21 protein-coding genes are annotated in these 23,473 nt (G+C 71.1%); 15 read left to right on the top strand and 6 right to left on the bottom strand.

Going from position 1 to position 23,473, the window contains the following annotated elements; genetic code table 11:
• The first annotated feature begins 79 nt into the window (after positions 1-79).
• Positions 80-295, top strand: a complete 216-nt coding sequence (locus AB0436_RS22030) for a hypothetical protein (protein WP_366469619.1) — start codon at positions 80-82, stop codon at positions 293-295.
• 156 nt (positions 296-451) lie between these two features.
• On the opposite strand, the gene AB0436_RS22025 is transcribed toward AB0436_RS22030, so the two are convergent.
• The gene (locus tag AB0436_RS22025; protein ID WP_366469617.1) at positions 452-3,754 is read right to left on the bottom strand and encodes a S41 family peptidase; all 3,303 of its coding nucleotides are present in this window, start codon (positions 3,752-3,754) and stop codon (positions 452-454) included.
• Between the two features lie 188 nt (positions 3,755-3,942).
• Between AB0436_RS22025 and AB0436_RS22020 the strand changes: the two genes are divergently transcribed.
• Together AB0436_RS22020 and AB0436_RS22015 are read left to right on the top strand one after the other, a co-directional pair.
• Positions 3,943-4,512, top strand: a complete 570-nt coding sequence (locus tag AB0436_RS22020) for a TetR/AcrR family transcriptional regulator (protein ID WP_366469616.1) — start codon at positions 3,943-3,945, stop codon at positions 4,510-4,512.
• 129 nt (positions 4,513-4,641) lie between these two features.
• Positions 4,642-6,849 (top strand): MMPL family transporter, encoded by a 2,208-nt coding sequence (locus tag AB0436_RS22015; RefSeq protein ID WP_366469615.1) that lies wholly within the window; start codon positions 4,642-4,644, stop codon positions 6,847-6,849.
• Positions 6,850-6,879: 30 nt separating this feature from the next.
• Here the strand turns inward: AB0436_RS22015 and AB0436_RS22010 are convergent, their stop codons facing one another.
• Positions 6,880-7,341: an SsgA family sporulation/cell division regulator gene (locus AB0436_RS22010; protein WP_366469614.1), complete on the bottom strand. Its 462-nt coding sequence runs from the start codon at positions 7,339-7,341 to the stop codon at positions 6,880-6,882.
• A 214-nt stretch (positions 7,342-7,555) separates the two neighbouring features.
• On the opposite strand from AB0436_RS22010, the gene AB0436_RS22005 reads away from it, so the two are divergent.
• From AB0436_RS22005 to AB0436_RS21980, 6 genes are all read left to right on the top strand, one after another.
• Positions 7,556-8,602 carry an energy-coupling factor ABC transporter permease gene (locus tag AB0436_RS22005; RefSeq protein WP_366469613.1) on the top strand — a complete coding sequence of 349 codons (1,047 nt, stop codon included), beginning with the start codon at positions 7,556-7,558 and terminating at the stop codon, positions 8,600-8,602.
• A complete protein-coding gene (gene cbiQ / locus AB0436_RS22000) occupies positions 8,602-9,363 on the top strand; it encodes a cobalt ECF transporter T component CbiQ (protein ID WP_366469611.1) in 762 nt (253 codons plus the stop codon). Before AB0436_RS22005 ends, cbiQ begins: the two co-directional genes overlap by 1 nt.
• Positions 9,360-10,115 carry an ABC transporter ATP-binding protein gene (locus tag AB0436_RS21995; protein ID WP_366469610.1) on the top strand — a complete coding sequence of 252 codons (756 nt, stop codon included), beginning with the start codon at positions 9,360-9,362 and terminating at the stop codon, positions 10,113-10,115. The genes cbiQ and AB0436_RS21995 overlap by 4 nt, the downstream gene beginning before the upstream one ends.
• A gap of 135 nt (positions 10,116-10,250) precedes the next feature.
• The gene (locus AB0436_RS21990) at positions 10,251-11,435 is read left to right on the top strand and encodes a serine hydrolase domain-containing protein (RefSeq protein WP_366469756.1); all 1,185 of its coding nucleotides are present in this window, start codon (positions 10,251-10,253) and stop codon (positions 11,433-11,435) included.
• A 7-nt stretch (positions 11,436-11,442) separates the two neighbouring features.
• On the top strand, positions 11,443-12,234 hold the full coding sequence (locus AB0436_RS21985; protein ID WP_366469609.1) for an SDR family NAD(P)-dependent oxidoreductase: 792 nt from the start codon (positions 11,443-11,445) through the stop codon (positions 12,232-12,234).
• A gap of 153 nt (positions 12,235-12,387) precedes the next feature.
• Positions 12,388-12,681 (top strand): hypothetical protein, encoded by a 294-nt coding sequence (locus AB0436_RS21980; RefSeq protein WP_366469608.1) that lies wholly within the window; start codon positions 12,388-12,390, stop codon positions 12,679-12,681.
• Between the two features lie 53 nt (positions 12,682-12,734).
• Here the strand turns inward: AB0436_RS21980 and AB0436_RS21975 are convergent, their stop codons facing one another.
• The 4 genes from AB0436_RS21975 to AB0436_RS21960 form a co-directional block, all read right to left on the bottom strand.
• Complete coding sequence (locus tag AB0436_RS21975) at positions 12,735-13,580, bottom strand: EamA family transporter (protein WP_366469606.1); 846 nt, start codon at positions 13,578-13,580, stop codon at positions 12,735-12,737.
• Positions 13,577-14,065 (bottom strand): YbaK/EbsC family protein, encoded by a 489-nt coding sequence (locus AB0436_RS21970; protein WP_366469605.1) that lies wholly within the window; start codon positions 14,063-14,065, stop codon positions 13,577-13,579. Before AB0436_RS21970 ends, AB0436_RS21975 begins: the two co-directional genes overlap by 4 nt.
• A gap of 72 nt (positions 14,066-14,137) precedes the next feature.
• The gene (locus AB0436_RS21965; RefSeq protein ID WP_366469604.1) at positions 14,138-15,817 is read right to left on the bottom strand and encodes a penicillin-binding transpeptidase domain-containing protein; all 1,680 of its coding nucleotides are present in this window, start codon (positions 15,815-15,817) and stop codon (positions 14,138-14,140) included.
• A 117-nt stretch (positions 15,818-15,934) separates the two neighbouring features.
• Positions 15,935-17,704 (bottom strand): phospholipid carrier-dependent glycosyltransferase, encoded by a 1,770-nt coding sequence (locus tag AB0436_RS21960; RefSeq protein WP_366469603.1) that lies wholly within the window; start codon positions 17,702-17,704, stop codon positions 15,935-15,937.
• A gap of 61 nt (positions 17,705-17,765) precedes the next feature.
• Between AB0436_RS21960 and rsmI the strand changes: the two genes are divergently transcribed.
• The 6 genes from rsmI to AB0436_RS21930 all read left to right on the top strand — a co-directional run bounded on the left by rsmI (position 17,766) and on the right by AB0436_RS21930 (position 23,462).
• Positions 17,766-18,644, top strand: a complete 879-nt coding sequence (gene rsmI, locus AB0436_RS21955; RefSeq protein WP_366469602.1) for a 16S rRNA (cytidine(1402)-2'-O)-methyltransferase — start codon at positions 17,766-17,768, stop codon at positions 18,642-18,644.
• A gap of 163 nt (positions 18,645-18,807) precedes the next feature.
• Positions 18,808-19,287 carry a hypothetical protein gene (locus tag AB0436_RS21950; RefSeq protein ID WP_366469601.1) on the top strand — a complete coding sequence of 160 codons (480 nt, stop codon included), beginning with the start codon at positions 18,808-18,810 and terminating at the stop codon, positions 19,285-19,287.
• 33 nt (positions 19,288-19,320) lie between these two features.
• Positions 19,321-20,208: a TatD family hydrolase gene (locus tag AB0436_RS21945; protein WP_366469599.1), complete on the top strand. Its 888-nt coding sequence runs from the start codon at positions 19,321-19,323 to the stop codon at positions 20,206-20,208.
• A 112-nt stretch (positions 20,209-20,320) separates the two neighbouring features.
• A complete protein-coding gene (locus AB0436_RS21940; RefSeq protein ID WP_366469598.1) occupies positions 20,321-21,637 on the top strand; it encodes a ubiquitin-like domain-containing protein in 1,317 nt (438 codons plus the stop codon).
• Entirely contained in the window at positions 21,634-22,512 is an 879-nt protein-coding gene (rsmA, locus tag AB0436_RS21935) for a 16S rRNA (adenine(1518)-N(6)/adenine(1519)-N(6))-dimethyltransferase RsmA (protein ID WP_366469597.1), read from the top strand. The genes AB0436_RS21940 and rsmA overlap by 4 nt, the downstream gene beginning before the upstream one ends.
• Positions 22,513-22,514: 2 nt before the next feature.
• Entirely contained in the window at positions 22,515-23,462 is a 948-nt protein-coding gene (locus tag AB0436_RS21930) for a 4-(cytidine 5'-diphospho)-2-C-methyl-D-erythritol kinase (protein ID WP_366469755.1), read from the top strand.
• Positions 23,463-23,473 lie beyond the last annotated feature (11 nt).

Here is a 23,473-nt window from a genome sequence, read left to right as displayed (position 1 = left end):
ATGTCCGCTCGTGTAACTCTGGTCGAGGTCAGCGGCTATGGGTCGCTGGCCTCCCCATACGCCACTAGGAGCGAATCTCATGGGCATGAAGGACCAGTTCAAGAACAAGCAGCAGGAGCTCGCCGACCAGGCCAAGAAGTCCGGCGGCCGGATGAAGGACGAGAAGTCCGGTCGTTCGGAGCGGTCTTCGCGGGGCGGTGACGCGGGGCGTGAGCGGGCCGAGGGCATGCAGGACCGCATGCGGGACGAGGGCGAAGGCATGCAGGAGCGGATGCGGGACGAGTTCGACTCCTGACCCGCCGGGTCCGTGTGTTGAGGCGTGCCCCCTCGGGGGGTGCGCCTCTTCGCCTGCCGCGCGCCGCTGCGGGGCTCCGCCCCGGACCCGCTGATATCCAGTGCTCAGCCAAAATCAAGCCCGGCCGGCGATTGAGGCCATCCTTGACGCCGGCCGCTACCGGGGCGGCAGCTCAGGGCGCCGGCGGTCCGGGACCGCGCTGTAGTCCGGTGGGACCTTCGCCGGCTGCGCGGCCAGCAGATCCAGCGCGACCCACACCGCGTCGTCGAGCTGGGCGTGGCGGCCCTCCGCCCAGTCGAGCGGGGTGCGCAGCGCCTCCAGGTCGGGTGCGACGCCGTGGTTCTCGACGGACCAGCCGTACGTGTCGAACCAGGCCGCGTTCATCGGCACCGTGATCACCGTGCCGTCGATCAGCTGGTGGCGGCCGGTCATGCCGACCACGCCGCCCCAGGTGCGCTGGCCCACGACGGGACCGAGCTTCAACAGGCGGAACGCGGCCGTGATCATGTCGCCGTCGGACGAGGTCGCCTCGTCGGCCAGTGCGACGACCGGGCCCCGGGGGGCGTTGGAGGCGTACGAGACGGGCTGGGCGTTGCGGGTGAGGTCCCAGCCCAGGATCCTGCGGGTGAGGGTCTCGACCACCAGCTCGCTGATGTTTCCGCCGGCGTTGCCCCGTACGTCCACGATCAACGCGGGCCGGGACACCTCCAGGCGGAGGTCCCGGTTGAACTGGGCCCAGCCCGAACCGCCCATGTCGGGGATGTGCAGGTAGCCGCACCTGCCGCCGCTCAGCTCCCAGACGACGGCGCGGCGTTTGGTCACCCAGTCCTGGTAGCGCAGCGGCCGTTCGTCGACCAGCGGGACCACCGCCACCCGGCGGGAGCGGCCGTTGCCCTCGGCGGGGCGGAAGGTGAGCTCGACGGTGGTGCCGCCGGCCGCGGAGAGCAGCGGGTACGGACCGGTGAGCGGGTCGACCGGGCGGCCGTCCACGTGGGTGAGTACGGCGCCCTCGCGGATACCCGTACCGGCCAGCGGCGAGCGGGCCTTGGAGTCCGACGAGTCGCCGGGGAGGATCCGCTTGACCACCCACGCGCCGTCCCGGCAGACCAGGTTCGCGCCGAGCAGCCCCATGGCGCGCTGGTAGTGCGGGGGGCCTTCGTTGCGGCGGGCCGGGCTGACGTACGCGTGCGAGGTGCCCAGTTCGCCCAGGACCTCGCGGAGCAGATCGGCGAACTCGTCGGGCGATGCGACCCGTTCGACCAGCGGACGGTACTGGGCGAGGATCTCCGGCCAGTCGATGCCGCACATCTCCGGTTCCCAGAAGTAGGAGTGGATGATGCGGCCGGCCTCCTCGAAGGCCTGGCGCCATTCGGACGGCGGGTCGACCTCGTGCAGAATGCGGCGCAGGTCGAGGAAGACGGTGGTGTCGTTGTCGCCCAGGTCGGTGGCGGGGACGGCGCGCAGTTCACCCTCGTCGACCACCACCAGGCGGCTGCCGTCGCCGCTGACCGCGAACCAGTCCAGGTGGCCGACCAGTTCGGTCCTGCGCCCCTTGGCGATGTTGAAGTGTTCGAGCGTGGGCCGGCCCGACATGTCGGCCGGGTTGGCGAACGTCTCGCCGAGCGCGCCGGAGATCGGCCAGCGCAGCCAGACCAGGCCACCGTCGCTGACCGGGCAGAGCGCGGAGTACTTGGACGCCGGCACCGGGAACGGCGTGACCCGGCTCTCCAGGCCCTCCGTCTCGACCAGCACCTTTCCGCTGTCGCTCATGTCACCGACCGGGTCGAGGCCGCCCGCCGCGGGGCGGCCGTCGGGGGACAGCGCGAACGGCGAGGGCGTGGCGGAGGAGAGCGGCACCAGATACGGGCGGCAGCCGAGCGGGAAGGAGAGATCGCCGGTGTGCACGTCGTACACCGGGTCGAAGCCACGCCAGGACAGGAAGGCCAGGTAACGGCCGTCGCTGGTGAAGACCGGGTTCTCGTCCTCGAAGCGGCCGTTGGTGACGTCCACGATGGTGGGCGCCATGGCTCCGGCGATCTTGGCGATCTTGATCTGTCGCAGTGAGCGGCCGATGCCGGGATGGGACCAGGTGAGCCAGGTGCCGTCCGGCGAGAACGCCAGGTCGCGGACGGGACCGTTGATCGAGCGGATGAGTTCGGTGACCTCGCCGCCACGATCGCCGTCACTGTCGGCGATGGCGTCGGTGTCCTCGTCGTCGGGCACGGTGATGAGCAGCAGGCGTCCGTCGTGCGAGGCGACCGCCAGCCGCTCGCCCTCCGGGTCCGAGATGAGCTCGTGCACGCGTCCCAGCTCGCCCGCTGCCAGTCGTCGCGGCAGCCGGTCGCCGCTGGCCCGTGGCATGTAGGCGATCTCGATCGCGTCCTCGCCCCCGGCGTCGGTGACGTACGCGACCCGTTCCGAGCTGCCGAGCATCTCCGGGAGGCGGACCCGTACCCCCGGGGTGGTGGTGATGGCGCGCGCCGGACCGTCGCGGTGGGTGAGCCAGTACAGGCTGCCGCGTACGACGACCGCGCTGGCCCGCCCGGTCTCGTCGACGGAGAGGCTGTCGACGTGGCGGGCGGCCGGCACCTGGTAGCTGCGCCGGCCCGCCCGTGGGCCGCCGATCCGCACCTCCAGCTTGCGCGGCTCGGCGCCGCGCGACAGGTCGTCGGCGAGCCAGAGGTCGCCCGCGCACTGGTAGATCACCCGGTGGCCGTCGCTGGAGGCGTTCCGGGCGTAGTAGGCGTCGTGGTCGGTGTGGCGGCGCAGGTCGGTGCCGTCCGGCAGGCAGGAGTAGAGGTTGCCGATGCCTTCGTGGTCGGAGAGGAAGGCGACCCGGCCGTTCACCAGCATCGGGGACTCCAGATGCCCGTCGATGTCGGCGAGCAGCCGGTCGCCGTGCAGCCACAGCCGTCCCGTCGCCCCGCCGCGGTAACGCTTCCAGGCGGCGGGTTCGTGCGGCGGCTTTCCGGTGAGCAGCAGGGTACGGCGCTGCCCCGCGACGTCGCCGACCGCGATGTCGCTGACCGGGCCCCAGGGCAGTTTGGCGCCGGGGGAGCCGTCGGTGGCGACCGTATAGGCCCAGCTGAAGTGCGCGAAGGGCTGACTGTGCGAGGCCACCGCCAGGATGTCGCCCTCCGGGGTCCAGCCGCAGACCCGGGTGTCGAGCGCCCCCCAGTGGGTCAGCCGCCGGGACGGCCCGCCGTCCACGGGGGCGAGGTGGATCTCCGGGTCGAGGCTGCGCCAGCTCGTGTACGCGAGGTGACGGCCGTCGGGCGAGAACCGTGGGTGGCCCACCCTCGTGCGGTCGACGGTGATCCGCCAGGCCCGGTCGGGCCGGCGGTCCGCGGGGACGAGGGGGGCGACCCAGAGGTCGTCCTCCGTCGCGAAACACAGCAGGTCGCCATGGAGGTGCGGAAAGCGGAGGTATGCGTCATCGCCTGCGTCGACTTGGCTCACCCTCCAATGCTTTCCGTGCGGGCGGGGCCCGGCAACTCGTGGCCGGGGCCTGCCGGACCGCACATCAGTGCAGGGTTGTTTACCTCCGGCTGACAACGGTGACCGACCCCACATGCGAAACGTTGCCGTTTCGCACTTCGGGGGCGTACCGTTCGGTGTACGAAACCGTTTCGGACGGGAGGTTGGGAATGGCCGGCAGACTCACGCCCGAGCGCGAGACCGAGTTGTACGCGGCCGTGCTCGACCTGCTGCGCGAAGTCGGCTATGACGCCCTGACCATGGACGCCGTCGCCGCCCGTACGAAGTCGAGCAAGGCCACCCTCTACCGCCAGTGGGGGAGCAAGCCCGAACTGGTCGCCAGAGCGCTGCGGCACAACAAGCCCGGCGGTATCGACGAGATCGACACCGGTTCGCTGCGGAGCGATTTCCATGCCATGACGTCCCGCGAGGACGACTGCGAGATGGAGAAGAACTCCGCGCTGATGCGGGGTCTGATGCGCGCCGTTCACGACAACCCCGACCTCCACCAGGCGCTGCGCGAGCTGCTGATCGAGCCCGAGATGACGGGGCTCGACCGGATGCTGCGGCGCGCCGTCGAGCGCGGCGAGGTCAGCGCCGACAACCCCGCGCTGCATTTCGTCCCGCACATGCTGGTCGGCGCCTTCGTCGCCCGGCAGCTGATCGATGACCGGCCGGCCGATCGAGCCTTCCTCGCCCGGTACCTGGACGCTGTGGTTCTCCCCGCACTCGGCGTCTAGTCCCTCGACCGCACCTTTCGTCAGCACCACTCCGTCAACTGCACACCTCTCCACCTGACACGCCGCTCTCGTCGTCGGGCTGGTTCCTTACGCCCTTTTCGCCCCCGACCTGACCGGGAGTCGCCCGCCGTGGCCACTTATCTCTACAAGCTCGGACGGTTCGCCTTCCGGCGCCGCCGTTACGTCGTCCTGGTGTGGGTGGCGCTGCTGGCGCTCGCCGGGTTCGGCGCCTCGTCCGCCGCCACCGCCACCTCCAGTTCCTTCTCCATACCGGGCACGGAGGCCCAGAAGGCCTTCGACCTGCTGAGCCAGCGGTTCCCGGGGGCGAGCGCCGACGGGGCGACCGCCCGGGTGGTCTTCAAGGCGCCGGCCGGCGAGAAGATGACCGACGCCGGTAACAAGGCGGAGGTCACGGACGTCACGAAGGAACTGCGCGGGAGCTCGCAGCAGGTCGCCTCGGTGACCGACCCGTATGCCGCCCACGCCGTCTCCAAGGACGGCAGCACGGCCTACATCAAGGTCGATTACAAGGTGAGCTCGATGGAGCTCACCGACAGGACCAAGGACGCGCTCCAGGACGCCGGTGACCGGGCACAGCACGACGGATACACCGTGGAGATCGGCGGTGACGCCCTCCAGGCCATGCCGGAGACCGGGTCCGGCGAGATCATCGGGGTGGTGATCGCCGGGGTCGTGCTGGTGGTGACCTTCGGATCGCTGATCGCCGCGGGGCTGCCGCTGCTGACCGCGCTCATCGGCGTCGGCATCGGCGTCTCCACGATCACCGCGCTGGCCAATGTGCTGGACCTCGGCTCCACCACCTCAACGCTGGCCATGATGATCGGCCTGGCGGTCGGCATCGACTACGCGCTCTTCATCGTCTCCCGCTTCCGGGCCGAGATCACCGAAGGCCGGGAACCCGAGGAAGCGGCCGGGCGGGCCGTCGGTACGGCCGGTTCTGCGGTGGTCTTCGCCGGGCTGACCGTGGTGATCGCCCTGGTCGGACTGGCCGTGGTCAACATCCCGATGCTGTCGAAGATGGGCTTCGCGGCCGCCGGTACGGTCGTTATCGCCGTCCTCATCGCGCTCACCCTGATCCCCGCGCTGCTGGGCTTCGCGGGAAAGCGGGTGCTGAGGCGCAAGGCCCGGAAGCAGCAGGCGACTTCCGGGCAGGCGGCGGGCGGCCCGGTGAAGCCCAACGGGGGGACCCGCTGGGCGAGCTTCGTGCTGCGCCGCCCGGTGATGGTGCTGCTGGTCGGGGTGATCGGCCTCGGGGCCATCGCCGTACCGGCCGCCTCCCTGGAGATGGGCCTGCCGGACGACGGTTCACAGCCCACCAACACGACCCAGCGCAAGGCCTACGACCTGCTGTCGGAGGGCTTCGGACCCGGCTTCAACGGTCCGCTGACGGCGGTCGTCGACGTCAAGGGTGTCGATGACGGCAGGGCCGCCGTCGACGAGGTGCACCAGAAGATCGCCGCGCTCGACGGTGTGGTCTCGGTCGCCCCCGCCCACTACAACAATCAGCACGACACCGCGATGATCATCGTGGTCCCGAAGGACCGGCCCTCCTCGGTGAAGACCGAGGACCTGGTCCACTCCATCCGGGACACCGGCGCGGAGATCAAGGCCGATACCGGGGCCACCGTCCTGGTCACCGGTGCCACCGCGATGAACATCGACTTCTCGCAGAAGATGAACGACGCGCTGCTGCCGTATCTGGCGCTGGTCGTCGGTCTGGCGTTCCTCCTGCTGATGGTGGTCTTCCGCTCGGTGCTGGTCCCGCTGAAGGCGGCGCTCGGCTTCCTGCTCTCGGTGGTCGCCGCGCTGGGCGCGGTCGTCGCGGTCTTCCAGTGGGGCTGGCTCGGTTCGCTCTTCGGGGTCCAGCAGACCGGCCCGATCATGTCCATGATGCCGATCTTCATGGTGGGCGTGGTGTTCGGCCTGGCGATGGACTACGAGGTCTTCCTGGTCACCCGGATGCGGGAGGCTTACGTACACGGTGAACGGCCGGGGCAGGCCGTCGTCACCGGCTTCAAGCACGGCGCCCGGGTGGTCTGCGCCGCCGCCGTCATCATGATCGCGGTCTTCTCCGGCTTCATCGGAGCCAGTGACTCGATGATCAAGATGATCGGCTTCGGCCTCGCCATCGCGGTCTTCTTCGACGCCTTCGTGGTCCGGATGGCGATCGTGCCCGCCGTCCTGGCACTCCTCGGCAAGCGGGCGTGGTGGCTGCCGCGCTGGCTGGACCGGATCCTGCCGAATGTGGACGTCGAGGGCGAGGGCCTGAACAAGCACATCGAGCAGCAGGAGCGGCGGGAACTGGTCGACGCCTGATCCCTCGCGGCGCCCGCCCAGCGCGCCCGCTCAGCGCGGAGGTCCGCCATGCCCGACGGTGTGGGGGGCCTCTTCGCGTGGGCGGGCCTCGTCCCTACGGGCTTCCTGCGCCAGGGCTTGGTGCGCGCGGGCTTCCTGTGCCAGGGCTTCGTGCGCGCGGGCCTCGTGCGTCCGGCCCAGGAAGCGCAGCAGCGGCGCCTTGTCGAACTGCACCACGGCCACCCCGTGCGCGGAGTGGAACTCCAGCACCGCCTGCGCCCGCCCGCACGGCCAGACCCCCACGTCACCGCTGCGTTGCGGGGTCAGCAGACCGGCTTCGAGGAGGTCCCTGGAGAAGACCCATTCGGTGCCGCCGGGAAAGATCAGGTGCACGGCCCGGGGGTCGGCTTCGGGGTCGTAGCGGAGAGCCACCCGCACCACGAACCAGTTGCCCGGTGAGTCCGTGACCACATGTCCTCGTACGGATATCTCGACGGGGCGGGACATCTCCATCGTTGTCTCCTCGCCTTGCACTCGGCCTGCCTACTCCCCCGTCTTCTCCTCCTCGCAGGTGCTTTACACCCAATATTGCACCTTTTGTCTCATTTGTTCTGTCGTGAGTTCGCCCACCTGACCCCTAGACGCTCTTGCAAGTCATTCGCAACAAGGCCCTATCATTGAACGGTTCGTCACCGCCGGAGCCCCCACCGCCAGGAGAGAGTCGCCCATGCATGTCCCCGACGGCTTCATCAACGCCCCCGTCTCGGCGGCGACCGGGGTGCTCGCCGCCGGCGCTATCGCCGTCAGCCTGCGGGGCGCGCGGCGGGAACTGGATGAGCGCACCGCTCCGCTCGCCGGGCTCGTCGCCGCGTTCATCTTCTCCGTGCAGATGCTGAACTTCCCCGTCGCCGCCGGCACCAGCGGCCATCTCCTCGGCGGTGCGCTGGCCGCGATCCTGGTCGGCCCCTGTACCGGGGTGCTCTGTGTCTCCGTGGTCCTGCTGATGCAGGGCATCCTCTTCGCCGACGGCGGCCTCACCGCGCTCGGCGTGAACATCACCGACATGGCGCTGGTGACGGTCGTCGTCGCGTACGCCGTCTTCCGCGGACTGGTGAAGGTGCTGCCGCGCCGCCGCCGCTCGGTCACCATCGCCTCGTTCGTCGCCGCGCTGCTCTCGGTGCCCTGCGCGGCGCTCGCCTTCACGGCGATGTACGCACTCGGCGGGACCACGAACGTGCCGATCGGCAAGGTGCTCACCGCGATGGTCGGTGTCCACGTGCTGATCGGCATCGGCGAGGCCGTGATCACCTCCCTCACCGTGGGAGCCGTCATCGCCGTACGGCCCGACCTGGTGTACGGCGCCCGCGGCCTGACCACGCCGCTCAAGCTCCGTATCGGCGGCGAACTCGTCGACGCGCCCACGCCGGTCGCCGCACCCGCGGCGGCCCGCTCGACCCGCAAGGTCTGGGGCTTCGGCCTGATCACCGCGCTGCTGCTGGCCGGTGTGGTCTCCTTCTACGCCTCCGCCAGCCCCGACGGCCTCGAGAAGGTCGCCCACGACCAGGGCATCGACGCCAAGGAGAGCCCGCACCACAGCGACGGTTCCCCGCTCGCCGGATACGGCGTCAAGGACATCTCCGACGCCCGGATCTCCGGCGGCCTGGCCGGGGTGATCGGCGTCGGCACCACGGTCGTGGTGGGCAGCGGGATCTTCTGGGTCGTCCGCCGCCGTCGTACGAACACCACCACCTCCACCCGCGCGGAAGCCGTCTGATGGGCGCCGGCCACGCACACAAGCTGTACCGGCACGGCCACTCGCCGGTGCACGCCCTCCCCCCGCACTGCAAGCTCGCGGCCGCTCTCGCCTTCGTGATCGTGGTGGTGTCCACCCCGCGCACGGCGATGTGGGCGTTCGCGCTCTATGCCCTGCTGCTCGCCGGGGTCGCAGCAGCGGCCCGGATCCCCGCCGCCTTCCTGCTGAAACGCCTGCTGATCGAGATCCCGTTCGTGGCCTTCGCGGTCCTGATGCCGTTCGTGGTGCCGGGCGACCAGATCCACGTCCTGGGCGTCGCACTCAGCCGCAGCGGGCTCTGGGACGCCTGGAACGTCCTCGCCAAGGGGACGCTCGGGGTGGCGGCCTCGGTCATCCTGGCCTCCACGACCGAACTGCGCGCGCTGCTGCTCGGCCTTCAGCGGCTGAGACTGCCCCCGCTGCTCGTCCAGATCGCCTCCTTCATGATCCGCTACGGCGATGTCATCACCGACGAGATGCGGCGCATGTCCATCGCCCGCCGCTCCCGCGGCTTCGAGGCGCGCGGCGTGCGGCAGTGGGGCGTGCTCGGGAAATCCGCCGGGGCACTCTTCATCCGCTCCTACGAACGCGGCGAACGGGTCCATCTCGCGATGGTCAGCCGCGGTTACACCGGCACCATGCCGGTCATCGACGAAGTGACGGCGTCCCGGGCGCAGTGGCGGTACGCCGCCGCACTCCCCGTCGCCGCGCTCTGCATCTGTCTGCTGGGATGGACCCTATGACCACCGCTCCCGCCGCCGCCTCCCTCGAAGTGTCCGGCCTCGCCTACGCCTACCCCGACGGACACCAGGCCCTGTTCGGCGTCGACCTGACCGTCCGGCGCGGCGAACGCGTCGCGCTCCTCGGCCCGAACGGCGCCGGCAAGACCACCCTGGTCCTGCACCTCAACGGCATCCTCACCGGCGGCGCGGGCACGGTGGCGGTGGCCGGTCTGCCGGTCGCCAAGGCGAACCTCCCGGAGATCCGGCGCCGGGTCGGCATCGTCTTCCAGGACCCGGACGACCAGCTCTTCATGCCGACGGTCCGCGAGGACGTGGCCTTCGGGCCCGCCACGTCCGGACTGTGCGGCGCGGAACTGGAGGCAAGGGTCGTCGCCGCCCTCACCCAGGTCGGCATGGCGGACTTCGCCGACCGGCCGCCGCACCACCTCTCCTACGGGCAGCGGCGCCGGGTCGCGGTCGCCACGGTGCTCGCCATGGAGCCGGAGATCCTGGTCCTCGACGAGCCCTCATCCAACCTGGACCCGGCGTCACGGCGGGAACTCGCCGACATCCTGCGATCGTTGGACGTCACCGTCCTGATGGTGACGCACGACCTTCCGTACGCCCTGGAACTGTGCCCCCGCTCCGTCATCCTCAGCGACGGCGTGATCGTGGGCGACGGCGAGACGGCGGACGTCCTCTCCGACGACGACCTGATGCGTTCACATCGCCTGGAGCTCCCCTTCGGCTTCAACCCGCGCGCGGCGGTCTGACCGGATCAAGCCCGTCCGGCATTCGAGGACGGCCCGGAAACACCGCACCCCCCGGCAACCCCCCGCCGGAGGCGCCCCGCACCATGGGAGGTGTACGTCGACGGGGCGTGCGGGGAGACGCGGGAGCACGACGTGGTGGACGTCCAGGGCACAGTCCAGGGCACAGTGGCGGACGGATTCGAGGCGGTCCGGGACGCCTTTGTCGGCAACTTCGACCGGCGGGGTGAACGTGGCGCCGCCGTCGCCGTCTACCGCGACGGGCACAAGGTCGTCGACCTGTGGGCCGGCACCAGGGACGTGGACGGCCCGGAGCCCTGGGCGGTGGACACCGCGCAGATCGTCCGGTCCGCGACCAAGGGCGTCGCCGCCGTGGTACCCCTCCTGCTGCACCAGCGCGGACAGCTCGACCTCGACGCGCCCGTCGCCACCTACTGGCCGGAGTTCAAGGCGGGCGGCAAGGACCGCGCCCTGGTACGGCACCTGCTCGCCCACCGGGCCGGCGTACCGCTCCTCGACCGGCCGCTCACCCCCGCCGAGGCGATGGACGGCGAGTCGGGCCCACGGGCGATCGCCGCGCAGCGGGCCGTGTGGGAGCCGGGGACCGAGCACGGCTACCACGCGCAGACCTACAGCTGGCTGCTGAGCGAGCTGGTCAGGCGGGTGACCGGCCGGCGGATCGGCCGGTGGCTCGCCGAGGAGATAGCCCGCCCGCTCGACCTGGACTTCTGGGTGGGGCTGCCGCCCGAGGAGGCACACCGGGTCGGTCGCATCGGCCCCGTCGAAGCGGCCCCGGTCGGCGGCGGGCTCAAGATCCGGCCCAAGCGGTCGGTGGCCGATGCCTACCACGACCCGCACTCGCTGACCAGCCGCGCCTTCGGTGCCATCGACCCCGCCCCGGACGAGAACGACCCCGCCTATCGCGCCGCCGAACTCCCCGCGTCGGCAGGCATTTCCACTGCCCGCGCGCTCGCCCGGGTGTACGCGGCGATGATCGGCCCGGTCGACAGCGGCCCGGTCGACGGCGGCACCCGGCTCTTCGCCCCGGCGACCCTCGCACTCGCGCGCACCGAGGAATCGTCGGGCCCCGACCGAGTCCTCGTCGTCCACACCCGCTTCGGCCTCGGCTTCATGCTGCACGGCCCCGCCGCCCCGCTCCTCGGCCCCGGCTCGTTCGGCCACCCCGGCCGCGGCGGCTCCCTCGGATTCGCGGACCCGGAGTCGGGCATCGCCTTCGGCTACGTCACGAACGGCCTGCAGAAGGGCGTCACCGCAGACCCCCGCGCCCAGGCACTGGTCAGGGCGGTGCGCGCGGCGGCATGATCGCCGTATGGAGCGAACGCAGCGGTTCGAGGGGTACGGCGTACTGATCACCGGGGCGGGCCGCGGCATCGGCGAAGCCACCGCCCGCAGATTCGCCGCCGAGGGCGCCCGCGTCCTGGTCACCGACCTGGACGGGCCGCGCGCCGCGAAGACGGCCGGCAGCATCCCCGGCGCGGCCGCGTTCCCCTGCGACGTCACCGACCGGGCAGCGGTCGGCGCGGCCGTCGCCCACGCCGTCGAGCAGTTCGGCTCCCTCGACGTGCTGGTCAACAACGCCTACGCCTGCTCGCTCGACGCCCCGCTCTTCGAGGACCAGGACGACGCCTCCTGGCACCGCGACCTGGACGCCACCCTGACCGGCGCCTTCCACACCTGCCGCGCCGCCCTCCCGCACCTCGCGGCGGCCGGCGGCCGGGGCGCCATCGTCAACGTCGGCTCGGTCAACGGGTCGCAGGACTTCGGCAACCACGCCTACAGCGCCGCCAAGGCGGGCCTGGCCAGCCTGACCCGCACCCTGGCCGGCGACGCCGCGCCCCGTGGCGTACGCGTCAACCTGGTCGAACCCGGCACGATCCGCTCCGACGCCTGGACCGGCCGGGAAGGCGCCCTGGACCGCCTCGCTGCCGTCTACCCGCTCGGCCGGGTCGGCGAGCCGGAGGACATCGCGGCGGCCATCACCTTCCTCGCCTCGTCCGACGCGGCCTGGATCACCGGGACGACCCTGCGGGTCGACGGCGGCCTGCTGGCCGTCAACACGTCCTTCGGCCAGGCGCTGCCGCTGGAACGGGACGACAACTGACGGCTCGCGGCCGGGCGTTCCCCCCGATGCGGCCGAGGACGCCTGTCCTGTCGACGGAACCGTCTCCGGAACGGTCGCTCACCTCGTGTACGTCGCGCGGAGTATCCGACACCCCCGACAACGGCGGCCATCGCCCGGACCGCCCCGGCGGTGATGGCCCACGCGCTCACGGCGATGGACGGTTTCCTGTCGGACGCCGTACGCCACCGGGTCAAGCAACTCCTCTATCCGCTACGGCTCGCAGGCAGGGCGCATGAACTGGCGGCGGTCGACGCCCTGGCCTGGAAAGTCCTCTGGATCGCCCGGCCCACCGCCCTGTGCCCTCAGGCTGTCGGCGATCCGGACCGCGAGCGGACGCTCGACCTCGGTCTCAGCCTCCTGCTGACCGACCTGCTGGCAGCGCCCTCCCGGACAGAGCCGGACAGCCCGGAAACGGTGGAGCGATGACCGCACCCGGCGATGTCCGCACCCGGCGATGACTCAACCCGGCCGGAGCACCGCTACCCGGCGTGCAGCATCAGTCCGATGCCCACGACCATCAGCCCGGCCGCCGCGATTCTCGGTCTGCCGAAGCGTTCCTTGAAGGCGACCGCGCCGATCGCCGCGCCCACGATGATCGAGGACTCGCGCAGCGCCGCGATCGGAGCGAGCGGGGCGCGGGTCTGGGCCCAGAGGACCAGGCCGTAGGCGACGACGGACATCGCCGCACCGGCCAGTCCCCGCGCCGCGTACGGCCGGAGCTGGGTGAGGAGTCGGGCCCGCCGGCGGTAGGCGGCGTAGACGGGGATGGAGATGCCCTCCAGGATCATCAGCCAGGCGATATAGCCCAGCGAGGAACCGGAGTCGCGTACGCCGACCCCGTCGACCGTGGTGTACGAGGCGATGGCCAGGCCGGTCGCCAGGGCGGCCGCGATGGCCGGCCAGTGCGGGCGGGAGCCCTTGAGGCCCCACAGGGCGACACCGACCAGGCCGGCGCAGGAGACGGCGACACCCGCCAACACCCAGACGTCCGGGGTCTCATGAACGAAGAGCGCGGCCAGCACGGTCACCACCAGCGGCGCGGTGCCGCGCGCGATCGGGTACATCTGACCGAAGTCGCCGAGGGTGAACGACCGCATCAGCAGCAGCATGTAGGTGACATGGAGCGCGGCCGAACCGATCAGGAACGGCCAGGCGGCGGGCGCCGGGAAAGGCACGAAGGGCGCTGCCAGCGCGCCGATCAGCAGCCCGCCGCCGGATATCAGCGTGAAGGAGAGCAGCTGGTCCTTGATGTGGTGGGCTATCGCGTTCCAACTGGCGTGCGTTATCGCGGCGATGACGACCGCGATGATGACCGTCAGCGTCACGCGGTGTGCTCCCGCACATCGGCCAGGGTGGCGCCCGCGTACTCGACCACCGACTTGGGTTCGAGGGCGAAGACGGTGTGCGGGTTGCCGGCGGCCGCCCACACCACCGGGTGGTCCAGCAGACCCCGGTCGGCGACGACCCGCGTGCGGGTGCGGTGACCGAAGGGCGGGACACCGCCGATGGCGTACCCGGTGGTCTCACGGACCAGAGCGGCGTCGGCGCGCTTGACCTTCTCCGCGCCGAGCACGGTCCGTACGAGGTCGACGTCGACGCGTGAGGAGCCGTCCATCAGGACCAGCACGGGCGCACCGTCGGCCTCGAAGATCAGCGACTTGACGATGGCGCTCAGTTCGCAGCCGATGGCGGCGGCGGCTTCGACGGCGGTGCGGGTGGCCTCGGGGAAGGTACGTACCTCGACCTCCAGGCCGAGCTCACGCAGGGCCTCGGAGAAACGGGGATGGACGGCGGATTCGGAAGAGCTCATGGCCCGCACGCTAACGTCCGGCGTGCGGGCCATGCCAACAGGATTCGGACAGCAGCACTCAGACGGCAGCGGTCAGCCCGCGCGGAGCACCGCGGCGACCACCGGACCCGCGGCGTCGCCGCCGTGCCCGCCGGACTGCACGACCGCCGCGGCGGCCAGATCGTCGCTGAACCCGGTGAACCAGCTGTTGGACTTGCCCTGCTGGTCCACCTCGGCGGAACCGGTCTTGGCGCCCTTGTAGCCGCCGACGCTCGACATCGCCACGGTGCCCGTGCCGTAGGAGGCGGTCGCGGTGGTGTGCATCATGTCGCGGAGCTGCTGCGCGGTGTTGTACGGCAGCGACTGCGCGGTGGCGCGGTCGCCGTCCAGCAGCGACTTCGGCACGATGATCGGCTGGTGGAAGGTGCCGTTGCGGGCGGTGGCGGTGACCGACGCCATGTTGAGCGGGTTCATCTGCACCAGGCCCTGCCCGATCATCGCCGCTGCGGTGTTGGGCCCGGTGGTCTGCGGGACACTGCCGTCGAACGAGGGGATGCCGACGTTCCAGGTCTTGCCGATGCCGAAGTACTTCTGCGCGGTCGACGGCAGTGCGGTGTCCGGGTCGAGGTGACGGTCGGAGAATCTGCCGAGCGGCTTGATGAACGCGGTGTTGCAGGAGCGGGCGAAGCTTGTCGCGAGGGTGCCGCCGGGTATCGAGAAGTTGTTCAGGTTGTGGAAGGTCTGGCTGTGCCACATGACCGACACCGGGCACAGGATCGAGCTGTTCTCGCTGGCCAGCCCGTTGTTGATGAGCATCGCGGCCGTCATGATCTTCATCGTCGAGCCGGGCGCGAGCTTGCCCTGGGTGGCCGCGTTGAACGCGTCCGCGCGGTGGTTGGCGATCGCCCGGATCTCACCCGTACTGGCCGAGACCGCCGCCACCGACGACTCGCTGAACTGCTTCACCGCCGTCTCGGCCGCCGCCTGCACCCCGGCGTCCAGTGTGGTGTGCAGTAGCGCGGGCTTGCCCTTGGACAGCACCACCAGCGTCCGGGCAGGTGTGCTGTCCGCCGAAGCGTCCGCCGACGCCGCCCCCTCGATGTCGGTCTCGATGCCGGGCTTGCCGCCCGCCTTGTTCCCGTACCGCTCCCGCAGCGTGTCGAGCACCGGCCCCAGCGAGGGGTACTTCTCCTTCGTCAGCTCGGTCCCGTTCCGGTCGACGGCCTTGATCTGTGCGCTCGCCGCCTCGCCGGTACGGATCGTCTCGCCCTTCTTCAGATCCGGGTGGATGACCGACGGCTTCCAGTCGACCAGTGCCTTGCCGGTCGTCAGCCCCCGGACGACGGTGAGCGAGGAGGAGTACGACCAGGGCTTGGTCTTCCCGTCGTACGAGATGGTGGCCTTGACCGTGTACGGCACCGTGGCCCCGTTCACGGCCCCCGGCGTCAGGGTCACCTTGCTGACGTGTGCGTCCGTGCGGTACCCGGCAAGCAGCGGCTGCGAGTCCACCGCGTTGTTGGTGAGCTGCGATGCCTTGTCGGCGTCACCGGCGGCCCAGGCGGCCAGGAAGTCCTTCGCCGTAGCGCTGATCTCGTCGTCGCTGGGCGGCCCGGTGCGTGCGGGGGCGGCCTGCGTCGTGTTGCTGTCATCCCCGCTGCCGCTGCCGCCGGTGCTGTTGAGTCCGGTCCACACGTTGTAGGCGCCGTACCCCACCCCGCCGACCACGACCGCGAACACGCCGCCGACCAGACCGATCTTCGCCCCACCTCGCATTACTGCGTCCCCTCCCCAGGAGTCTCCTTGAACATGTTCAAGAGAGTTACGGCAGCAGCGTACGGGACAGTGGCGGCAAGGGGGAAAGCCGTTACATGACCGGGACCATGTCCCGCATCACACCCAGGTGTCCAGCCACATCCGGTTGTTCCATTGGCTGAGCGGAATCGCGTCCCCGGTGAACAAGGGCCAGAAGTAGATGAAGTTCCAGATGATCAGCAGCACCAGCACGCCCGCGCCGATCGCGCCCAGCGCCCGGCGGCGTTCGGTCGAGCCGGGTGGGCCCAGGATCGCGCCGACCATCATGGCGACGGCGAGACAGAGGAAGGGCACGAAGACGACCGCGTAGAAGAAGAAGATGGTGCGCTGCTGGTACATGAACCAGGGCAGGTAACCGGCCGCGATCCCGCAGGCGATGGCCCCGGCCCGCCAGTCGCGGCGGAAGATCCAGCGCCACAGGATGTACAGCACGGCGAAGCACGCCGCCCACCAGAGCAGCGGGGTCCCCATGGCGAGGACCTCGCGGGCGCAGCTCTCGGTGCCGGTGGGGCAGCCGTCGACGCCGGGCTTGGGGGACTCGTAGAAGTACGAGACCGGGCGGCCGATGACCAGCCAGCTCCACGGGTTCGACTGGTACTGGTGTCCCTCGGTCAGGTTCACATGGAAGCTGTAGACCTCGGCCTCGTAGTGCCAGAAGCTGCGCAGCGAGGCGGGGACCCAGTCCATGCCGAACTGCGGCAGATGAACGGTGCCGAGCAGCGGGAGCTTCACGTGGTCCGGGGAGAGCCCGCCGCGGTGGTCCGCCCAGTCGCGGAAGTAGCCGCCGCTGGTCGCGAACCAGCCGGTCCAGGAGACGAGGTAGGTGGCCACCGCGACCGGCACGGTCGCCCCGAAGGCGGGCAGCACGTCGCGGCGCAGCACCGCGCGGTACGGCTGGACGGCGCCGGCGGTGCGGCGGGCGCCGACGTCCCACAGGACGGTCATCACGGCGAAGAAGACCAGGACGTAGAGACCGTTCCACTTGGTCGCAGCCGACAGGCCCAGCATCACACCGGCCGTGATCCGCCAGGGCCGCCACCCCAGGCGCAGGGTCGACGCGATGGCGTCGTCGGGGCGCAACCCGCCCTCCTCGCCCACCGGCAGTGCGTCGGCGAGCCGGGCTCGGGATCTGTCCCGGTCGATCAGCAGACAGCCGAAGGCGGCGACCACGAAGAACATCACGATGAGGTCGAGCAGCGAGGTGCGGCTCATCACGAAGTGCAGTCCGTCGACGGTGAGCAGCACGCCCGCCAGGCAGCCCAGGAAGGTCGAGCGCAGCAGCCGCCGGCCGATCCGGCAGATCATCAGCACCGAGAGGGTGCCGAGCAGGGCCGTCATGAAACGCCAGCCGAACGGCGTGAACCCGAAGAAGTGCTCACCGAGGCCGATGATCCACTTGCCGACCGGCGGATGCACCACATAGCCGGGGTCGGACGGCACCGTGACGTGCGAGGGGTTGGCGAGGATCGCGTTGTTGATGTCGTCCGGCCAGTTGCCCTCGTACCCCTGGTGGATCAGCGCCCAGGCGTCCTTGGCGTAATACGTCTCATCGAATATCACCGCGTGCGGGCTGCCCAGGTTCCAGAAGCGCAGCACCCCGGCGACCAGTGTGACCAGCAGCGGGCCGCCCCAGGCCGACCAGCGCAGCAGGCGTTCGGCGAAGGCCGGGGAGAACCCCAGCACGCTCCACACCTGCGGACCGGGCGCGGTGAACGGCGGCACCAGCCGCTCGCGCAGGCCGCTGTCCCGCCGGGCCACATGGCCGAACCGGCGCAGCCGGCGTTCCCATGGCGGCGGCTGGTCTCCGGCGTCGTGGCCCTTCAGGGCTTGGGGCGCTGTACTCGTCACCGCGCCATCGTAAGGACCCGGACTGTGTGAGTGGTGTGTGCGGGGCTGGAAGAATGAAGACGTGACTGGAACGCTGGTACTCGCAGGGACCCCCATCGGTGACGTGTCGGACGCGCCGCCCCGGCTCGCCAGGGAACTGGAGACGGCCGATGTCGTGGCCGCCGAGGACACCCGGCGGCTCCGCCGGCTGACCCAGGCGCTCGGCGTGCACACGACGGGGCGGGTCGTCTCCTACTTCGAGGGCAACGAGACCGCCCGTACGCCGGAACTCGTCGAGGCGCTGGAGGGCGGCGCCCGGGTCCTGCTGGTGACCGACGCGGGGATGCCGTCGGTCTCCGACCCCGGCTACCGGCTGGTCGCGGCGGCCGTGCAGAAGGACATCAAGGTCACCGCCGTACCGGGACCGTCCGCGGTGCTCACCGCACTGGCGCTCTCCGGCCTGCCGGTGGACCGTTTCTGCTTCGAGGGCTTCCTGCCGCGCAAGGCGGGCGAACGGCTCGGGAAGCTGCGGGAGGTCGTGGCGGAGCGCCGGACGCTGGTGTACTTCGAGGCCCCGCACCGCCTCGACGACACGCTCGCCGCGATGGCCGCGGTCTTCGGCGACGGGCGCCGGGCCGCCGTCTGCCGCGAGCTGACCAAGACGTACGAGGAAGTGAAGCGGGCCCCGCTGAAGGAGCTCGCCGAGTGGGCGGCCGACGGCGTACGGGGCGAGATCACCGTGGTCGTCGAGGGCGCCCCCGACACCGGACCGCAGCAGCTGGACCCCGCTGAGCTGGTACGCAGGGTGCAGGTGCGGGAAGAGGCGGGGGAGCGGCGCAAGGAAGCGATCGCCGCGGTCGCCGCCGACGCGGGGCTGCCCAAACGGGAGGTCTTCGATGCGGTGGTCGCGGCAAAGAACGCCGCCCGGACCGGCCAACCGGAAGGTAAAGGAGCCGCGTGAATAGCAAAGAGCGAGCGTGATCGCGGGGCTCTGGGCCACGAGACGACCAAGAGCGCTCCAATAGTCGGCAGCCCCTCGTGCATTCCGCAGGCGATAGCAGTCCACTGGAAAGGGGACGGATTCGTCCCGCGGAAGCCTTGTCCGTCGGGCAAGAGGAGCTGGCATGAGTGAGAGCACTGACATCACCGCACATGAGGCGTATGCCTTCGCCTGCATGCGGTGCGGGCACGGCTGGGAACAGGCGTACGACATCGAGCACCACGTCGACGTGTCCGGCCGGGCGTTTGTCGTCTACAAGGCCGATGGGCGACGGGTTCCCTCACCGTTGTCCACGCCGACGTGCACGAACTGCGGGGGGCATGTCGTCCGAATAATGCGGCCGGGACGGGTGTCCTCGGTCCGACAGATGCTCGCCGGGGGCATGGGCGTGACGGCAACCGGAGTCAGGCCGGTCGGTGAGCGGGCCGCGAAGCCCAGGTCTGCTTCCCTGCTCGCGACTGCGTCCGGCACCGAGCCGACCACGGAGCGGATCCCCGGGCCCGCTCCGAAGTCCGGTTCCGGCGCGACGCTCGCCGCCAGTGCCGCCGGAGAGCCGCACCACTGGCATCTCTCCGACCTGCTGCACCTGTTCCACCGGAGGTAACCCGCTGGGAGGCGCGCCGTAGGATCGGGCGCCATGAGCCCGCAAGCCGCCAAGGTCACCATCCCGCCGCTGCCCGAACCGCTCCGGGTGGCGGTCGCCGATTCGCACACCCACCTGGACATGCAGGACACCACCGTCGACGAGGCCCTGCGGAAGGCCTCGTCGGTGGGGGTGACCACGGTGGTCCAGGTGGGCTGCGACCTCAAGGGCTCCGCCTGGGCGGCAGAGACGGCAGCGGCGTACGAGAACGTGCACGCGGCCGTCGCACTGCACCCCAACGAGGCGCCGCGCATCGTGCTCGGGGACGAGGACAACCGGTCGCGGCAGGGGGCGCGTCCGGCGGGTGGGGACGCAGCGCTCGACGAGGCGCTCGCCGAGATCGACCGGCTGGCCGCTCTGCCGCACGTCAGGGCCGTCGGCGAGACCGGCCTCGACCACTTCCGTACCGGGCCGGAGGGCGCCGCCGCGCAGGAGCGGTCCTTCCGGGCCCATATCGAGATCGCCAAACGGCACGGAAAAGCCCTCGTCATCCATGACCGGGACGCCCACGCCGACGTGTTGCGCATCCTCGACGAGGAAGGCGCACCGGAGCGCACCGTCTTCCACTGCTACTCCGGCGACGCGGCGATGGCGGACATCTGCGCGGCCAGGGGCTATTTCATGTCCTTCGCCGGCAACGTGACGTTCAAGAACGCCCAGCCGCTGCGCGACGCGCTCGCCGTGGCCCCCCTGGAACTCGTCCTGGTCGAGACGGACGCACCGTTCCTCACCCCGGCTCCCTACCGCGGACGGCCCAACGCGCCGTATCTCGTTCCGGTGACCGTGCGGGCGATGGCCGAGGTGAAAAGCGTCGGAGAAGACGCCCTGGCCTCGGCGATCATGGCCAACACGGCTCGCGCGTTCGAACTTCCTGCTTACTAAGAGTGACCGTATGACTTTGTTGGGTGACTGACGCTCCGCTAGTGTCCCGGCCCGACCGGATCGCCGACGGGATCGCCGACCGGCTACGACCGGACCGGACCGCTGGAGCGTCGTGAGCAATGCGCAGGGCAGTCACCGTGCCGCACGCGGCGGCCGTCACGCGACGGACCGCCCATCGACCTACCCGCCGCCGTACACCCCCACCGTGCCGAGCTACATCGCCGCGTACGCCGACACCATCGACGCAGGCGCCACACCCGCCCCGTATACGTCCTCCGCGGCGGCCGGGCCCGATGGCGGGCGGCCCACCGGCCGCCGCCGGGCCCCACGACGGCCACCCGACGGCCTGCGCCGACTCCTCCCGCAGGCGCTGGTCGTGGCCTTCCTGGCCGGCGGGACCTCCGCCTTCGTGGCCAACGACAAGGCCGTACAGCTCAGTGTCGACGGGGTACCGCGCACCCTGCACACCTTCGCCGGCACGGTGGACGAACTGCTGGTCGAGGAGCAGGTGCCGCTCGGCGTCCACGACGCGGTCGCCCCCGGACACCACACCGCGCTCACCGACGGTGACGAGATCGACGTCCGCTACGGGCGTCCGCTCGCCCTCACCCTCGACGGACGGCGCCACCGGGTCTGGACCACGGCACGCACCGTGGAGGGCGCGCTGCGCCAACTCGGGGTACGCACGGCGGGCGCGTACATCTCCACCTCGCGCTCCGCCGCGATCTCCCGGCACGGCCTGGCGGTGAACGTACGGACCGAACGCACCGTGACCTTCATGGCCGACGGCCGCGAGCGCACCATCCGCACCAACGCGGCCACCGTGCGCGAAGCCCTCGACCAGGCGGGCATCGGCCTGCGCGGACACGACACCACATCCGTACCCGCCGACACCTTCCCGCGCGACGGCCAGACCATCACCGTGCTGCGCATCACCGGCAGCAAGGAGACGCGCGAGGAACCCATCGCCTTTGTCACCAACCGGGTTCTGGACAGCTCACTGTTCGCCGGTACGGAATCGGTGACCCGGCCCGGCGTGCCCGGCCTGCGCCGGATCACCTACCAACTGCGTACCGTCAACGGCGTCCGGCAGAAACCGCGGCAGCTCGCCACGGAGCTGGTGCGCCGGCCCGAGGCCCGGGTGGTACGGATCGGCACCCGGCCGCGCCCCGCATCGCCCGCCGGAGCCGACCGGCTGGACTGGAACGGCCTCGCGCACTGCGAGTCCGGCGGGCGGCCGGACGCGGTCGACGCCTCGGGCAGTTACGGCGGCCTCTACCAGCTGGACGGGCAGACCTGGCACGCACTCGGCGGCAGCGGACTGCCCGAGGACGCGCCCGCCGACGAGCAGACGGACCGGGCGAAGCGGCTCTACGTACAGCGGGGGGCGAGTCCGTGGCCGCACTGCGGCCGTAGGCTTTACGGGTGAGCAGCACTGAACCCGAGGCCCCCGCAGTCTCCGACGCCCTGCTGGGCCCCGCCGACATCCGTGAACTGGCCGCAGCGCTGGGCGTACGCCCGACCAAGCAGCGCGGCCAGAACTTCGTCATCGACGCCAACACGGTGCGCCGGATCGTACGGACGGCCGAGGTGACCCGGGACGACGCGGTCGTCGAGGTCGGCCCCGGTCTCGGCTCGCTGACCCTGGCGCTGCTCGAGGCGGCGGACCGCCTGGTCGCCATCGAGATCGACGATGTGCTCGCGGGCGCGCTGCCCGCGACGGTCGAGGCCCGGCTGCCGACCCGCGCCGACCGCTTCGCGCTGGTGCACGCCGATGCGATGCAGGTCAGGGAGCTCCCCGGCCCGCCGCCCACCGCGCTGGTGGCGAACCTTCCGTACAACGTCGCGGTGCCGGTCCTGCTCACCATGCTGGAGCGCTTCCCGACCATCAAGCGCACCCTGGTGATGGTCCAGGCGGAGGTCGCCGACCGGCTGGCGGCCGAGCCCGGCAACAAGGTGTACGGCGTGCCGTCGGTGAAGGCCAACTGGTACGCGGAGGTCAAGCGGGCCGGTTCCATCGGCCGCAATGTCTTCTGGCCGGCCCCGAACGTCGACTCCGGGCTGGTCTCGCTGGTCCGCCGCGAGCAGCCGGTCAAGACCACGGCCTCCCGGGAGGAGGTCTTCGCGGTGGTCGACGCGGCCTTCGCCCAGCGCCGCAAGACGCTGCGGGCCGCGCTGGCCGGCTGGGCCGGTTCGGCGCCCGCCGCCGAAGCGGCGCTGGTCGCCGCCGGGGTGTCCCCGCAGGCACGTGGCGAATCGCTCACCGTGCACGAGTTCGCGCGGATCGCGGAGGCCAAGGCGTGAGCATGCACGACACCGGCACCGGCACCGACACTGTCACGGTCCGCGTCCCGGCCAAGGTCAACGTCCAGCTCGCGGTGGGCGCGGCCCGCCCAGACGGCTTCCACGACCTGGCCAACATCTTCCTCGCGGTGTCCCTGCACGACGAGATCACGGCGACCCCGGCCGAAACCCTGCGGGTCACCTGTGCGGGGCCCGGCGCCGACCAGGTGCCGCTGGACCGCACGAACCTGGCAGCAAGGGCGGCCGAACTGCTCGCCGCGCGGCACGGCATCGCCCCCGACGTCCACCTCCACATCGACAAGGACATCCCGGTCGCCGGCGGCATGGCCGGCGGCAGCGCGGACGGCGCGGGCGCTCTGCTGGCCTGCGACGCACTCTGGTCGACCGGGGCTTCGCGCGACGAACTCCTGGAGATCTGCGCCGAGTTGGGCAGCGACGTACCGTTCAGTCTGGTCGGTGGAGCGGCCCTGGGCACCGGGCGCGGCGAGCGGCTGACGCCGCTCGAACTCGGCGCACCCTTCCACTGGGTGTTCGCGCTCGCCGACGGCGGCCTCTCCACCCCGACCGTCTTCCGCGAGTTCGACCGGCTCACCCCGGACGCGGCCGAGCCGGAGGCTTCCCCGGACCTGATCGAGGCGCTGCGTACGGGCGACGCGGTAGCGCTGGCCGCCGCGCTGGCCAACGATCTCCAGCCGGCCGCGCTCTCCCTGCGGCCCGCGCTCGCCGACGCGTTGGCCGCGGGCATGGCGGCCGGTGCGCTGGCGGGACTGGTCTCCGGGTCGGGGCCCACGACAGCCTTCCTGGCGAAGGACGCGGAGTCGGCAGAGGCGGTCGCCGCGGCACTGCGGGGATCGGGGACGTGCCGTGCGGCACGGGTCGCGGTATCGGGAGTCGCCGGTGCGACGGTGCTGCGATCCGATCGGGCCGCCGGCCGCACTTCCCGGCGATAGCCGGGTTTGCC

The sequence above is a fragment of the Streptomyces sp. NPDC051322 genome, assembly GCF_040689485.1.
In the GTDB taxonomy this organism is placed as follows: Bacteria; Actinomycetota; Actinomycetes; order Streptomycetales; family Streptomycetaceae; genus Streptomyces.
This window is presented reverse-complemented; position numbering and strand designations above follow the sequence as displayed.